The following is a 14,379-nucleotide window of genomic DNA, read 5'->3' on the forward strand; positions in this document are numbered from 1 at the left end:
CCATAGCCTACGAACAGGTGAACTTGGCGTCCGCCCAGTCGGCGTGGTCGTTGCCATTGCCGTCACCGGAATCGTTGGCCACTAGCTCCACGTACTGGGCTCCGGCGACATCGACAGTCAGTGGCAGGGGAGCGCTGGTGGGTCCAAGCACTGGCGTGGTCACTTTGGCCGTACCGTCAGCAACCACGGAGAACTTGACGCTGCCCCGCGTTGGCTGGGCGTCATCGATGCCCACGGTGGCGGTGAACGTGGTGCAACGGCCGCCGAGGAAGTACCGGATGGTGCCGTTGGCGTGGGCGCCGAGACCTTTGGCAAAGACGGTGCCGTTCAAGGTGAGCGGCGTGCCGTCACCGGCTCCGGTTCCTCCATTGGACATGTCCTTCTCCACTGGTCCCCAGCCGTTCGTGGCACTCACCCAGGGGTGGTCGCTCGCGTAGACGGTGGCCTGCGGCGGTTTGGGCAGTGTCCGGACGCTGGCCGTGGTGCTGATGGTGCGGCTGCCCGCGGGTTCCGTGGTGGTGGTGTACTTTGCCGTCGCTGTGATGGGGTAGTCACCGTCGGCTGAAGCGGGTGCGGTGACCTTCCACGTGGTGGTGAGGCGGCCACCGGCTGGCAGGTCCCCGGCAGTGGACGGGGTGGCCGGGCTCGCTGTCCATCCTTCGGGCAAGGCGAGTTCCACGGCCAAATCCTTGATGGCCGCAGGCTCATCGGACACGAACGTCGTCATGAAATCCTGGGCCTGGCCCTGCTGGATGACGTCGTCCTGGAGGGCAGCCGTGAGCTGGGCGCATGCCGGGACGGCATCTGAGGCGCCGAGGTCCTCCACCAGGAGGTTGTCCAGGGTGAAGTCCGAGCCGTTGGCGCTGCCGGTCCTTTGCAGCCCGACGAAATAGTCTCCGCAGAAGCCCGTATCGAAGACCTGCTCGAACCGCGTGGTGGAGGTCTTGGTGTCAATCGGCTGGCTGCCTGTTACCGCAGGGCCTGCCGCGGAGTCATAACCCGAAACCCAGGCGTACTGCCCGGCCTTGGAGTTCTGGTAGTCGAACGAGACCTTGTACTTGTGACCGGCCTTGAACGGAACTGTCGCCTCGGTAGTGCGGTACACCATGCCGGGTCCTCCATTGGGAGCGCGGTTTTCGTCGTGGGCGATCAAGGACCACCGACCGTCCAGAACCTCGTCGATCACGTTGGTATGCCAGCCCTTCTGGGTGAAGGGTTCGTTGCGTTCGGTGATGTGCGTCCGGGGATCGGTAGACCCTCCGGCGTTGCCCTTCACGAATGGTCCCCAACCCTGGTCCACGTTTTCGAAGTCTTCGCTGAGCACGCCGGTGGTGGCCACGCGGGAGGTTTTCACCGCCCGGAAGTCATCCACGCGCACAGTGGCGTCGCCGTCGTCCGCCGTGAGGGTGACAGTTGCCTTGGTGTCGTTGCGCGGCACGTCCACCAGCACACGGACCCTTTGGAAGGCCGTGCCGTGCTTTTCGTCGCCGGCGACGAAGTTTTCGGCGTTCGAGGAATCGATGGTGGTGCTTTCGGTCTTGCCATCGACCGTCACCGACAGTGTGGTGGGCCGCGTTTTGCCCGGCTGGATTTCCAGCCACGCACTCACTGACTGGGTTCCGGCGTCGAGCTTTACGTCCTGGCTGATCGACGACGGCGACGCGCCCAATTGGGCGAAGCGGCGGCCCTTGTCGTCACGCACCTGGGTGACGGTTCCGGTGGGGTTCCAGGCGGTGAGGTCGGCTCCGTTGAAGCCGGGATCGTTGAACGAAGTTCCGGAACCGAAGGAAGCGTTCTTGGGAAGTGCGTTGTTCTTCGCAGTGAGCACATACGGCTGTTTGGCGTCCGCGGCGAGGCTGACCTGTCCGTTGATGACAGGCACGTCCGCGACCTTCACCCGTCCGTTGTCCGTCAGCTTGAACAGTTCCAGGGACTTGGCGTTGGCAAAGTCCTTGGTCAGTGTCCACGTGCTGGAGCCGCCCGTGGGGTTGTAGTGGTACATCTTGTCCAAGGTGTTGTTCTCCTTGGAGGACCACGGCAGGAGATAGGAACCGCCGGAGAGGACGGAGGCTCCACCCACGGTGATGTTGCGGGCTTCAGCGGTATTCCCGGTGACCGCCACGCCATCAGTGAGGTCGATGCGGTCCGCGGTCCACTTGGTGATCGGGTGGTGCTGGAGGAACTTGGCCGGCAGGTTGGCGGTCCAGATGTTCTCGCTGAACGCGTTGAAGTCGTTCTGGCCGGTCCAGCCTTCGAACTCGACGATGTGGCTTACCCCGAGCTTGGGATCGGGGTTCCAGACGTCGGACTGGCTGTTGTTGATGAACCGGAGGATCTGGGAGTTGATGCCCTTGTTGGTGGAACCGCCGTACTTCTCGTCGTTGGCCCAGTGCGACCACGTGTTGTTCCGGGACAGGTGGTCCGCCCACTCGGAACCTACGCGGAAGCCGTTCTTGACCAGTTCCTGCTGCAGGCGTTCGGCCAGCCAGCCGTACTCGTAGTAGACATCGACGTACACGAAATCCAGGTTCTTGTCCGTGGCCTCGCGCAGTTCCTTGATGCGCTGGGCCAGTTTGCCCGAGTTAATGTCGTGCCTTTGGTTGATGTAGTAGGACTGGTCCAGCCAGTTCCACCCGAGGGCCTTGTCCGCCCTGAGCAGGTCTTCGCTGAAGGACTTGGCCTCGGGGTAGATCTCGGTGGCGTTGATGTGGACACCGAAGCTGGCGTTCCAGTCCTTGCCTTCCTTGACCAGTGTGTTGAGGTCTTCCAAGCCGCCGGCACGGGTGTTGAAGTTGTCACCGTAATCGGTGTTGGCAGAGTCGTGGCCCTCGCTGGTGTAGCCCTTGAGCATGGCAACCTGCCCCAGCCCGTCGGTGGCCAGGGAAATCCGCTTGACGTCGTCCAGCGTGCGGAGGAAGGGGTGGGTGGCCTGGGAGGCGAAATTGAAGGGAATGTGGGTGACCACATTGTCCGGGGTCTGTTCGCCTTTGTTGGCGCTGACTTGGATTGAGCGCATGGCGATGGCGGCGTCCTGCCAGTCGACGATGCCGTCAGAGTTGGCGTCGGGGGTGATGGCCACGCGCGTCCACGGCAGTTCCTCCGTGGTGTCCGAACCCTCGGCGCGGTAGAGCCATTGGCCGCTCGCGATTCCCATGGAGACTCCGTCGGTCCCGTTGGACACCGCCTGGCGCCAGAACCGGCCGCGGTCCTTGGAACCCGGTCCTGACGAGGTGTCATAGAGGGCATTGGATTCCAACGCGGCCCCCAGCGCGGAGGTGTTGGCCAGTGCGTACGCAGAGCTCTTGGCTGCTGTATCCACGGGGGTAGAGGCGGTGATGGGCGTGAACTCGTCGCCGGTGACGCTGCGGTCCACGGACAGGTTGGCCGTGGAGACCTGGGCCCCGGGCTGCGTGGAATCCACGGTGACGAGGTTGAGGCGGGGGAGCTGCAAGGTCTTGACCAGGAATTCCGGGGAATCCTTGATCTCGGTGACGTTGAACGAGACCACATTCTTCTTCACGGACAGCCGGGCCTTGATGGTGGCGTTTCCAAACGTGGGCACGGTGAGGACGTAGTCGATCGTGTCCTTGCCGGACGTCGTGGATGTCCCCTCAACCTCGTATTCGGTGCCGTTGATGGTGATGGTCTTCAGCGAAGCGGGCGTGCCGGGCAGCGATGCCCTGGTGGCAGTGTCGGTGTAGTTCAGGACCTGGGGGAACGTGGTGGAGACGTCAACGCTGAGCTGACCGGACTGCAGGGTGGTGCTGCCCGCAGTTTCCGTCACCGCTGACGCAGGCGTCGGGTGCAGGGCCAAGAGTCCCAGCGTGGATGAGGCGACGACGCAGGCCAGACTGAGCGCCGTTAGTCGTCTGATGGAGGAAGGCTCGGGCATGGTGCTCCTTCATGATCTTTTTGTGCTCGAAACAATCAACTTCTATCTAGCGCTCCTAAGACTGCTTCATTGCACAGAAGTTGACAAGACTTAACGCCGAATTGACTAAAGCGAACAAGGGGGAACAGGAATGAGCGATTGAGCGAAGCGTTCGTCCCCAGGGTGCCAATGGCTGTATCCACTCCAGTAGATGATCCTTGTGAGATTGAAAATGATCGTTTAGTGTTTTCTTGGATCAAGAAACGTCATTAGTTGAGCGGGAGCAGAACACGCTATGAGCCACAACATCCTGGGTGCCTTCATGGAAGAAGAACTCACATCGCAGCCTGCGGTATGGCAGCGCGCCATCGAACAAGCCGCTGCGGAAAACCTCCTCCCCGCCGACGGCCAGCGCATCGCCGTGATCGGCTGCGGCACGTCCTGGTTCATGGCACAGAGCTACGCCGCAGCACGTGAATCAGCGGGCAAGGGCGTGACCGATGCTTTCGCCGCCTCCGAGGCGTTCCTGAACAACAACAGCCCGGAACGGCAGTATGACGCCGTTGTGGCCATCACGCGCTCCGGCACCACCACCGAGGTGCTGGAGATTCTGGGTGCACTGAAGGGGCTCGTCCCGACGGTAGCGATCATCGGTGATACGTCATCGCCCATCGTGGAACTGGCGGACGCCGTGATCGGCCTGCCCTACGCCGATGAGCGCTCCGTGGTGCAGACGCGGTTCGCAACCTCTGCCCTGGTGTACCTGCTGGCCAGCCTGGGCGTCGACCTCACGACGGCCATTGCCGACGCCCGCGGTGCCGTAACAGAACCCGTGGCGCAGGAACTGCTGGACGCCGAGCAGTTCACCTTCCTGGGCACCGGATGGACCATCGGCCTCGCCCACGAGGCAGGCCTCAAAATGCGCGAAGCCGTCCAGGGCTGGACCGAGTCCTACCCGGCCATGGAGTACCGCCACGGACCGATCTCCATCGCCGCTCCCGGCCGGGTGACCTGGTTGTTCGGCCAGCAGCCCGAAGGCCTGGACAATGACATGGCCGTCACGGGCGCCCTGTACCTCCACACCGAAAAGCACCCGCTGGCGGAACTGGCCCGGGTCCACAAAGTCACGCTGGAACGTGCACGCGCACGCGGCCTCAATCCGGACCTGCCCCGCAACCTGACCCGCTCCGTCATCCTCGACGCAACAGCCTAGGCCCCGCCATGGTTCTCGGAGCCGCCCAGTCGGCAGTCCTGGCCTTCGACGTCGGAGGCACGGACGTCAAGGCAGGACTCGTGGATACCCAGGGAACGGTCCTCGGACTGCGGCGCGTCCCCACCCCCGTGGACCCTATCCACCCCGGGGAGGCGGTCCTCGACCGCCTCGCAGTCCTCGCGGACGAACTCGCCGCGGAGTTTCCCGGCATCCCGCCCAAGGCGGCCGGCGTGATCGTGCCCGGCATCGTCGACCCCGTGGAGGGCATCGGCGTTTATTCGGCCAACCTGGGATGGCGCGACTTTCCCTTCACCGCTGAGGCCAGCAAGCGGCTGGGGATTCCCGTGGCCTTCGACCACGATGTCCGATCGGCAGCTGCGGTGGAGCACCGCTTCGGCGGCTCCAGGGACTTCAAAGACGTGGTGGTCATGGTGGTGGGCACTGGTATCGCTGCCGCCGTGTTCTCCGGCGGGAGCCCGGTCACCGCTGGCGGGTTCGCCGGCGAACTGGGCCATGCCCAGGTTCCCAACCCCGACGCCGGTCCAGGCCTTCCCGGGGCCACCATCCTTGAGGCGGTCGGCTCAGCGGGTGCCATTGCCAAACGGTATGCCGCCGGATCCGGTGCGCCAGTCACCGGTGCCCGCGACGTCCTCCTCCGGGCGAAGGCAGGAGACCAGCTCGCTGCCCGGGTCTGGTCCGATGCCCTGGATGCCCTCGCCTTTACCATCTGCCAGTGCGTCAACATCATGGGCACCGAGGCCGTGGTGATCGGCGGCGGCCTCGCCGAAGCGGGCGAAGAACTGCTCCAACCCCTGAGGGCGCGCGTGGACCGGACCCTGGACTTCCAACGCCGGCCCCAACTGATCCGTGCCCAACTTGGACAGGACGCCGGGTTGCTCGGAGCCGCCCTGAACGCGAGGGCACTGCTGGGGACCACCCCATGAACCGCATCGTCACCGTCACTGCCAACCCGGCGATCGACATGACCTACACGGTGCACGGCATCACCGAGGGTGCCAGCCACCGGGTTCCAACACCCCTGAGCCGCGCCGGAGGCAAGGGACTCAATGTCGCCAGGGTGGCACACCAGGTAGGGCATCCCGTCCTCGCCGTTGCCCCAACAGGAGGTGCCGCCGGACAAACCCTCGCCGCCGAGCTGTGGACCAGCGGCGTGCCGCACAGCCTCGTGAACGTCGCCGCCGAAACCCGGCGGAGTATCGCCTTGGTGGACACCGTTGCAGGGGAGACCTCCATCTTCAACGAAGAAGGCCAGGCCCTCCTGCCGGACGACTGGCGCTCGCTGCGTGCCGCCGTCGTGACAGCCGTCCAGGGCGGTGACGGCCACCAAGCTGCCGCCGTCCTGGTAGGTTCCGGCAGTCTGCCGCCGGATGCTCCCGCCGACTTCTACCCCTTCCTGGTGGAGCTGGCCCACGACGCCGGGATACCAGCCATCATCGACACCTCCGGTCCGGCGATTATCGCCGCAGCCCGGGCAGGTGCCGATGTCCTCAAACCCAACCACCATGAACTCGCCGAAGCGACGGGGAAGCAGAGCCTGGAGGAGGCCGCCCTCTGGCTGATTTCGTTGGGCGCCAGGACGGTACTCGTCAGCGCCGGGGCTGACGGCATGCTCGCCTTCGACCACGCTGCCCCCGGCGGCTACTGGAGTGCGCGGCTGCCGGCTCCATTGAGCGGGAATCCCACAGGAGCGGGCGACGCCGGTGTGGCGGCTGCCGCCGTCGCGCTCGCCGAAGGCGTGACGGAACCACGCCTGTTACTCCAACGCGCCACGGCCTGGTCGGCGGCCGCCGTGCTGATGCCAGCGGCGGGCGAAATATCGCCGCAGTACAAGGAACTTGAAGATCAACTGATCGTGACATGGAAGGAGACCCTGTGACGCTGGTCAATACCAGGGAACTGATGGACAGGGCCGCGGCGGAGGGCACCGGACAAGGCGCGTTCAACGTCCTCCATGTCGAAACGGCAGAAGGGCTGGTAGCTGGTGCCGAAGCGGCAGGGGTGCCCCTGATCCTGCAGATTTCGGAGAACTGCGCCAAGTACCACGGTGGCCTCGAACCCCTTGCTGCCGCAACCCTGGCCATTGCCCGGGACGCAGCGGTGCCGGTGGCCGTGCACCTGGACCATGCCGAGTCCGAAGACCTCGCTCTGGCCGCCGTGGACCTCGGATTCGGGTCCGTAATGTTCGACGGCGCCCATTTGCCCTACGACTGGAACGTGGAGGTCACACGGCGAGTGGCCCGCTACGCCCATGACCGTGGAGTCTATGTGGAAGCCGAACTCGGCAAGGTCGGTGGCAAGGACGGCGCCCACGCGCCCGGTGTCCGCACCGACCCGGGTGAGGCACGGGCGTTCGTTGAAGCCACGGGCGTTGATGCGCTCGCCGTGGCCGTGGGCTCCTCGCATGCCATGACGGAGCGGAGCGCCACGCTGGACCTGGACCTGATCGCCAGCCTCAAGGCCGCCGTCGGCAAACCGCTGGTCCTCCATGGATCCTCCGGCGTCACAGACGGTATGCTCGTAGCCGCTATCGGTGCCGGTATGACTAAGATCAACGTATCCACACATTTCAATGGGTTCTTCACCCGTGCCGTCCGCGAGTACCTCGACGCCCATCCGGCAGCAGTGGATTCGCGGAAGTACATCACGGCCGGCCGGGACGCCCTGGTGATGGAATCTGCACGTATGCTGACGCTGTTCGCCAAAGCGAAATAGACACATCCGCGAAAGGCTTGTCATGACCCGCACCGATCGGCTGACCGCTATCCTTGACCTCCTCGCCGAATCCGGCCATGTGGAAGTCGAGGACATCGTGACGCGGCTCGGCGTATCGCCTGCCACCGCCCGCAGGGACTTGGACAGCCTCGCCAAACAGCGCCTCCTGAGCCGTACCCGTGGCGGTGCCACCACCGGCTCCGTGGCGTACGACCTTCCCGGCCGGTACAACCGCGACGACCACGCCGAGGCCAAGCAGGACATCGCCCAGGCGGCATCGGCACTCATCAGTCCCGGATCCGTGATCGGCCTGACCGGCGGAACCACCAACACGGCCCTGGCCCAGTTGCTCTCCACACGCGAAGACCTGAACGCCCCGTCCAACCGGCCCACGCTGACAGTAGTAACGAACGCCATCAACATTGCCTCGCAACTGGCCGTGCGGCCCAACATCAAGATCATGGTCACGGGCGGCATCCTGAACACCCGCTCCTATGAGCTCGTGGGACCCTACACGGACGTCATCATGCAGAAAGTCGCCCTGGACATCGCGTTCGTCGGCGTCAACGGCGTGGATCCGGATCTTGGCCCCACCATCACGGACGAGGGCGAAGCCATGGTGAACACCGTCATGGCACGCCGCGCCACCGAATCCTACGTGGTGGCCGATTCATCCAAGGTCGGCCGGCGTTCCTTCGCGGCCATGGCCGGTTACGATTTCCGCCACCTCATCACGGACTCCGGCATCAGCGCAGCGGACAAGGCGGCGTTCGAGGCAAAGGGCACGGAGGTCATCGTCGCGCCTCCCGCCTGAGCTGCCTCCGGGTTCCTTCGGGAAAGTCGCAGGAACTGCAGGCAAGATAGGTACATGCTTCTTGCTTCCCGTCGCCGCCTGCGGGCAGAGGTCCTGATTGTCCTGGGCCTCTCGCTGGGCCAGTCCGCCGTGTATTCGGTGGTCCAACTCCTGGATAAACTGACCCGCGCTCCGCTGTCGGAAGCGACGTCCACGCTTAACAGGTCCCAAAGTACCCGGGAGTACTTCGACCTCACGTACCAGCTGCTGGACATCATGTTCGCCCTGGTGCCCGTGGTCCTGGTGTTCTACTTCCTGTCCCTTCACGCCCCCGCCGGTTCGGCGTTCGCGCGCCTGGGCTTCAACTTCTCCCGGCCCGGAAAGGACACACTGCAGGGGCTGGGCCTCGCTGCGGCGATCGGCATACCGTCGCTGGGGCTCTATGCGGCCGGCCGCGCCCTGGGCATCACCACGGCCATCATCCCCAGCGGGTTGGACGCCTACTGGTGGACTGTGCCGGTCCTGGTCCTTTCCGCCCTGCGTCACGCGATCGTCGAGGAAGTGATCGTGGTGGGGTACCTGATGGACCGCTTCGGAAAGTTCGGCTGGAGCGTGCCCCTGGCGATCATCTCCAGTGCGTTGCTGCGGGGGAGCTATCACCTGTACCAGGGCTTTGGGCCGTTCATCGGCAACGTGGTCATGGGCCTGGTGTTCGCATGGTTGTACACGAAGACCAAGCGCGTCATGCCTTTGGTCATCGCCCACGCCCTGCTGGACATTGTGGCCTTTGTGGGATTCAGCCTCTTCGGCAAGGCCGTGGGACTCGGATAACGCCACGGCCTGGGCCGCGTTCGGAGCTTAAAGCAGCTTGAAGGAGCTTAAAGGTATTCGGCCGCCATCGGTGGGTGACGTCGTTGGCACCCGCTGATGGCGGCCGAAGTTTCTGGCAGAACGCGTCAGATGGTGACGGCTCCCGATGACGTTTCGAAGGTCACCGACATGATGCCCGGGGTTCCGTGCGGAGCCATCCACTGGACTGCCACGTCTTCCAGGGGCTTCTCCACGGGCTCGCCCAGCCACTCGGTGACGCGTTGAGCCGACCCGGCGATGGTCAGGCTGGACATCTTGACGTCGCTCTCGTAGACCTTGGAGGGATGCAGGGAGGGGTCACCTTCCCACTTCAGCAGGTACGGCACCTGGGGATCGGCGATCAGGCCGAGGATGCCGATCTGCTGCCACACGAGTTCCCGGCCATCGGGAAACTTGCGGTTGCCCGGAACGGCGGAGCGGCCGAGGCGGTCTTCAAAGGGGACGAGGTCGTCAACGGCGACGCACCAGCCCATCCAGCCACCGCCGGCAGCCGAACGTGCCCGTACTGCCTGGCCGAAGGGTGCCTTGTCGGAGGCAGGGTGGTCCAGGACCTCCACGACTTCCAGGTATTTGTTGTCCGCCAGGGGAATGATCATGTTCCGGGTGCCGAAGCGCGGGTGCACTCCGCCCCGCACTGCGTCCACTCCCAGAGCCGCGGAAATTCGTTCGGTGGTGGCCAAAAGGCCATCTTTTTCACAAGCGTAAGAGACGTGATCCATGCGCATGGCTTCATCTTGGCACTTTGTGATCGGGGTCTCAGCTAAGTCAAGCCTAACCAAGGTGGGATGTTGCCGCCCGGGTAGCGGAACCGTCATGGCTGGACCCGGAACAGACGCGCGGGGACCGAAAAATACTGTCTTCGTCATAAAGCTGTCCAAGTCGCGGGCGGGTTCCTAGACTGGCCGCAACCCACCCGGCACCACCAACTGAAAACCCATGCGCTACGAAGAGGAGAACGCAATGTCACAGGGATGGTCCTTTGAAACCCGCCAGATCCATGCAGGCCAGGAACCTGACGCTGCAACAGGGGCGCGTTCGCTTCCGATCTACCAGACCACCTCGTTCGTGTTCCCCAGTGCCGAGAGTGCTGCCAACCGGTTTGCCCTGGCTGAGCTTGCGCCCATCTACACCCGGATCGGCAACCCCACCCAGGATGCCGTGGAGCAGCGCATTGCCAGCCTGGAAGGTGGGCTCGGCGCCCTCCTGCTGAGTTCGGGCCAGGCAGCGGAAACGTTCGCCATCCTGAACATCGCCGAAGCCGGCGACCATGTGGTGGCCAGCCCCAGCCTGTACGGGGGCACGTATAACCTCCTGGCGCACACGCTGAAGAAGTTCGGGATTGCCGTGACCTTCGTTGAGGATCCGGACAACCTGGATCAGTGGCGCAACGCCGTCCAGCCCAACACCAAGCTCTTCTTTGGCGAGGTGGTGTCCAACCCGCGCCAGGATGTCCTGGACATCGAGGGGATCGCTCAGGTGGCACACGATGCCGGCGTGCCGCTGATCGTGGACAACACCCTTTCCACTCCCTACCTGATCCGTCCCATCGAGTGGGGTGCGGACATCGTGGTGCACTCAGCCACCAAGTACCTGGGTGGTCACGGTGCGGCGATCGCCGGCGTGATCGTGGACTCGGGCAACTTCGACTTCGGCAAGGACCCGGACCGCTTCCCCAACTTCAACACGCCGGATCCCAGCTACAACGGCCTCGTCTATGCCCGTGACCTCGGGAAGGATGGAGCACTGGGCGCCAACCTTTCCTACATCCTCAAAGCGCGGGTCCAGTTGCTCCGCGATCTCGGCTCCGCAGTGTCTCCGTTCAATGCTTTCCTGATTGCGCAGGGCCTGGAAACCCTGAGCCTCCGGGTGGAACGGCACGTCGCCAACGCCACGGCAGTGGCGCAATGGCTGGAAGCGCACGACGACGTCGAATCCGTCGCCTACGCCGGGCTGCCGTCCAGCACCTGGTTCGAACGCGGCCGGAAGTACGGTCCACGCGGTACGGGTGCCGTGGTGGCCTTCACCATCAAGGGCGGAGTCGAGGCAGGCAAGCGCTTTGTGGATGCCCTGGAACTGCACTCTCACGTTGCGAACATCGGCGATGTCCGGTCCCTGGTCATCCACCCGGCGTCGACTACCCACAGCCAACTGACCGTGGAACAGCAGGTGGCAGCAGGCGTGAACCCGGGTCTCGTCCGCCTGGCTGTGGGCATCGAGCACGTCGACGACATCATCGCCGACCTCGAAGCCGGCTTCCGCGCCGCCAAGGGCGCGTAGGCTCTGCAAGGCCCTGGCGTGGCCCCGCCGGTCGAATGTTCGCCGGACGGGGCCCGTGCGGGGTCTTTGGCGAACCAGGCAGTGAAAAACCGTCACACTGCTGTCACATTCTTCGCCAGAACCGCCATGTTCTTCCTAGACTCTACGTATTAGGTCATGAGTGCCAGCGCATAGCCCCGGCTTGCTGGCCGGCAACCCTCCTCCGCGGTGGGGTGCCCCGGGTGAGGACCTGGCCTGTCGCAGAAGTGGCGATGGGCAAGCGCGACGATAGGTGTCAAAGGAATGACCATTACTGCTGCAGCACTCCCAAAATCGGGCGAAGAAGACGGCATCGTCAAATACGCGGGCATCGGTTCCCTGGAACTTGAAGCGGGCGGCTTCCTTCCTGATGTCGTCCTGGCCTACGAGACGTGGGGACGGCTGAATGCCGATGCATCGAACGCTGTCCTGATCCAGCATGCGCTGACGGGAAGCACGCACGTAGCCAAGGGTGCCACCGACGAGGACGGTTGGTGGGAGCAGTTGGTGGGTCCCGGCGCCACGATCGACACCGACCGGTTCTTCGTGGTCTCCATCAACATTGTGGGCGGATGCTACGGAAGCACCGGACCGTCCTCGACGGCCCCGGACGGACGTCCTTGGGGGTCCCGCTTCCCCTTGGTCACCCTGCGGGACAGCACCGAAGCCGAAGCCCGTCTTGCCGACACGCTGGGGATCCGCCAGTGGCATGCGGTGCTTGGCGGCTCCATGGGTGGTGCCCGGGCCCTTGAATGGGCCGTGACTTTTCCTGACCGCGTCAAACGATGCGCAGTCATCTCAGTCGGTGCCTACAGCACCGCCGAGCAAATCGCCTTTGCCCAGTCGCAGACCTTGGCCATCCGCCAGGACCCCCACTTCAACAACGGCGACTACTACGACGGACCGGCTCCGGAGGCGGGCCTGGCACTGGCGAGGCGCATCGCGCACATCACCTACCGGTCAGCGCTGGAACTTGATGTCCGCTTCGGCAGGGAAGCCCAGCACCAGGAGACGCCCCTGGCCGCCGCTGTGTTGGGCGAACGCGGCCGCTACCAGGTGGAGAGCTACCTGGACCACCAAGGCACCAAGCTGGTCCGCCGCTTTGACGCCAACAGCTACATCGCCATCACTGAAGCGCTGATGTCCCACGATGTTTCCCGTGGTCGCGGCAGCCTCCAGGAAGCCCTCGGACGGGCCACCGCCGAGTTCTTTGTCGCGGCAGTGGACACGGACAGGCTCTACTTTCCGGAGCAGTCCCGGCAACTGGCCGCGCACCTGCCCGGGCAGGTCCCTGTTCATGTCATTGAAGCGCCGATCGGGCACGACGGCTTCCTCACGGAAATCGGCCAGCTTTCCACCCAGCTCCGCGAGGCGTTCTTCGCGTAGCGGTGCGGTGGCTGTTGGAACCACGGGTGGCCGTTACACCAGCGACGTCTGCAGGCGCAGGAACTGACCGTAGCGTTGGGCCTCGGCGTCCAGCGCTGCTTGTTCCTCCGGCCCGGGTTCACGGTTCATGCGCACTTCCAGCCCGCATACTCCGCCCGAGAGCCTGTGTCGCCACCAACCGGCCAGCCGGCCATCCAGCAACACCGCGTGCATGGGACCCTTGTCCTCCGGAAAATAAGGTGCTGTTCCGCCCAGGTAGTGCCGGGTTTGGGAGTAGCCCATGATGTATTCGTCATAGCACTGGACGAGGTCGATCCTGGGCTCCGCCTGCCGCGTCCGGGGGAGTGCCTGCCCGGGACGGGCCGGCTGCCCGGACCGGGCCAGGGACTCCACTTCCTCCGCAGCCACGTGGCATTCCACGCCGTCCACGTCCATCGTGGTGAGTTCCGCGGACAGGGAACGGGCAGCATCCAGGCCGCGGCGGATGTCCTGCATGGTCAGTCCGGACCACACAGAACAGTCCTTCACGGTCGCAGGACCCCGGCTGCCGAAGTAGCGTAGAACCAGCCGTGCCAGTGCGTGGTCGCGCTCGTCACCCCGGAAGCCCGGCCTTTCCTGAAGACCGGAGGCGTTGGGAACCCGCTCTTCGAAGAGTGCATAGGTCTGCTTGAGGGCGCCGCCGGTTGAACGCACCGGCGCGCCGCTGACCAGGATTCCGCTGGTTTCTGCGTGCATCAGGTGGTAAATGAAGCCCAGGCCCTTTCCCGGCAGCCCGGCGCTCTCCAGCACCTGTCCCAGCTCTTCGCGCGTCTTGTGTTTGCCGCCGGCCACCGCTTCGGCCAGGATCCGTCCGCTGCGGGCGGCGGTTTCCGTATCCACGCCGGTTTGCCGGTACATTCCCTTGTTGCCCTGATGAAGGCGTTCGGCGGACAACGCCATCAACCAGCCAAGATCGTCCCGGTGGACGAAATGCCAGGTGGGCCGCAGAATGTGGGTCCGGAGGATCGTCCCGTCTGCCACGGCCTGCTCGACGTCGTCGGCTGTGGCCCCGGGAGTGCGCTGGGCAATGGACCAGCGCGCGTAGGCGAACTCCTGCGACTGCACCGCAAGGAGGTGTCGCAGGACGCCGGCTACGTCTGCGCCATAGGGCGGCCGAAGCCGTTGCCGCCGCAGGCGGACGTCGACGACGGCAGCTGCCTGGCCTGTCACACCGTGCAC

Annotated in this window: 11 protein-coding genes and 1 riboswitch; of the genes, 8 read left to right on the forward strand and 3 right to left on the reverse strand. The window is 64.6% G+C overall.

The window, feature by feature from the left end; all coding sequences use genetic code 11:
- Positions 1 to 7 precede the first annotated feature (7 nt).
- A complete protein-coding gene (locus ACUYMZ_RS08070; RefSeq protein ID WP_481602688.1) occupies positions 8 to 3,892 on the reverse strand; it encodes an endo-alpha-N-acetylgalactosaminidase family protein in 3,885 nt (1,294 codons plus the stop codon).
- 274 nt (positions 3,893 to 4,166) lie between these two features.
- Here ACUYMZ_RS08070 and ACUYMZ_RS08075 point away from each other — a divergent pair, with 274 nt between their 5' ends.
- The 6 genes from ACUYMZ_RS08075 to ACUYMZ_RS08100 are packed head-to-tail and all read left to right on the forward strand — an operon-like array spanning position 4,167 to position 9,441.
- Positions 4,167 to 5,084, forward strand: coding sequence for an SIS domain-containing protein (locus ACUYMZ_RS08075; RefSeq protein WP_481602689.1), 918 nt, complete (start codon positions 4,167 to 4,169; stop codon positions 5,082 to 5,084).
- A gap of 8 nt (positions 5,085 to 5,092) precedes the next feature.
- Complete coding sequence (locus ACUYMZ_RS08080) at positions 5,093 to 6,028, forward strand: ROK family protein (protein ID WP_481602690.1); 936 nt, start codon at positions 5,093 to 5,095, stop codon at positions 6,026 to 6,028.
- Positions 6,025 to 6,981 (forward strand): 1-phosphofructokinase family hexose kinase, encoded by a 957-nt coding sequence (locus ACUYMZ_RS08085; protein WP_481602691.1) that lies wholly within the window; start codon positions 6,025 to 6,027, stop codon positions 6,979 to 6,981. The genes ACUYMZ_RS08080 and ACUYMZ_RS08085 overlap by 4 nt, the downstream gene beginning before the upstream one ends.
- Complete coding sequence (locus ACUYMZ_RS08090) at positions 6,963 to 7,817, forward strand: class II fructose-bisphosphate aldolase (protein WP_426006699.1); 855 nt, start codon at positions 6,963 to 6,965, stop codon at positions 7,815 to 7,817. Before ACUYMZ_RS08085 ends, ACUYMZ_RS08090 begins: the two co-directional genes overlap by 19 nt.
- A gap of 22 nt (positions 7,818 to 7,839) precedes the next feature.
- Positions 7,840 to 8,631, forward strand: a complete 792-nt coding sequence (locus ACUYMZ_RS08095) for a DeoR/GlpR family DNA-binding transcription regulator (RefSeq protein WP_426006700.1) — start codon at positions 7,840 to 7,842, stop codon at positions 8,629 to 8,631.
- Between the two features lie 54 nt (positions 8,632 to 8,685).
- A complete protein-coding gene (locus tag ACUYMZ_RS08100; RefSeq protein WP_426006702.1) occupies positions 8,686 to 9,441 on the forward strand; it encodes a CPBP family intramembrane glutamic endopeptidase in 756 nt (251 codons plus the stop codon).
- A 125-nt stretch (positions 9,442 to 9,566) separates the two neighbouring features.
- Here ACUYMZ_RS08100 and ACUYMZ_RS08105 read toward each other — a convergent pair whose 3' ends face one another.
- Positions 9,567 to 10,205, reverse strand: coding sequence for a VOC family protein (locus ACUYMZ_RS08105; RefSeq protein ID WP_481602692.1), 639 nt, complete (start codon positions 10,203 to 10,205; stop codon positions 9,567 to 9,569).
- 235 nt (positions 10,206 to 10,440) lie between these two features.
- Here ACUYMZ_RS08105 and ACUYMZ_RS08110 point away from each other — a divergent pair, with 235 nt between their 5' ends.
- The gene (locus ACUYMZ_RS08110) at positions 10,441 to 11,757 is read left to right on the forward strand and encodes a bifunctional o-acetylhomoserine/o-acetylserine sulfhydrylase (RefSeq protein ID WP_481602693.1); all 1,317 of its coding nucleotides are present in this window, start codon (positions 10,441 to 10,443) and stop codon (positions 11,755 to 11,757) included.
- A gap of 152 nt (positions 11,758 to 11,909) precedes the next feature.
- Positions 11,910 to 12,025: riboswitch (SAM riboswitch) on the forward strand.
- A gap of 14 nt (positions 12,026 to 12,039) precedes the next feature.
- Complete coding sequence (gene metX, locus ACUYMZ_RS08115; protein ID WP_442423417.1) at positions 12,040 to 13,161, forward strand: homoserine O-acetyltransferase MetX; 1,122 nt, start codon at positions 12,040 to 12,042, stop codon at positions 13,159 to 13,161.
- A gap of 33 nt (positions 13,162 to 13,194) precedes the next feature.
- Here metX and ACUYMZ_RS08120 read toward each other — a convergent pair whose 3' ends face one another.
- Positions 13,195 to 14,379 carry a winged helix DNA-binding domain-containing protein gene (locus ACUYMZ_RS08120; protein WP_481602694.1) on the reverse strand — a complete coding sequence of 395 codons (1,185 nt, stop codon included), beginning with the start codon at positions 14,377 to 14,379 and terminating at the stop codon, positions 13,195 to 13,197.

The sequence above is a fragment of the Arthrobacter sp. T572 genome (genome assembly GCF_056780115.1).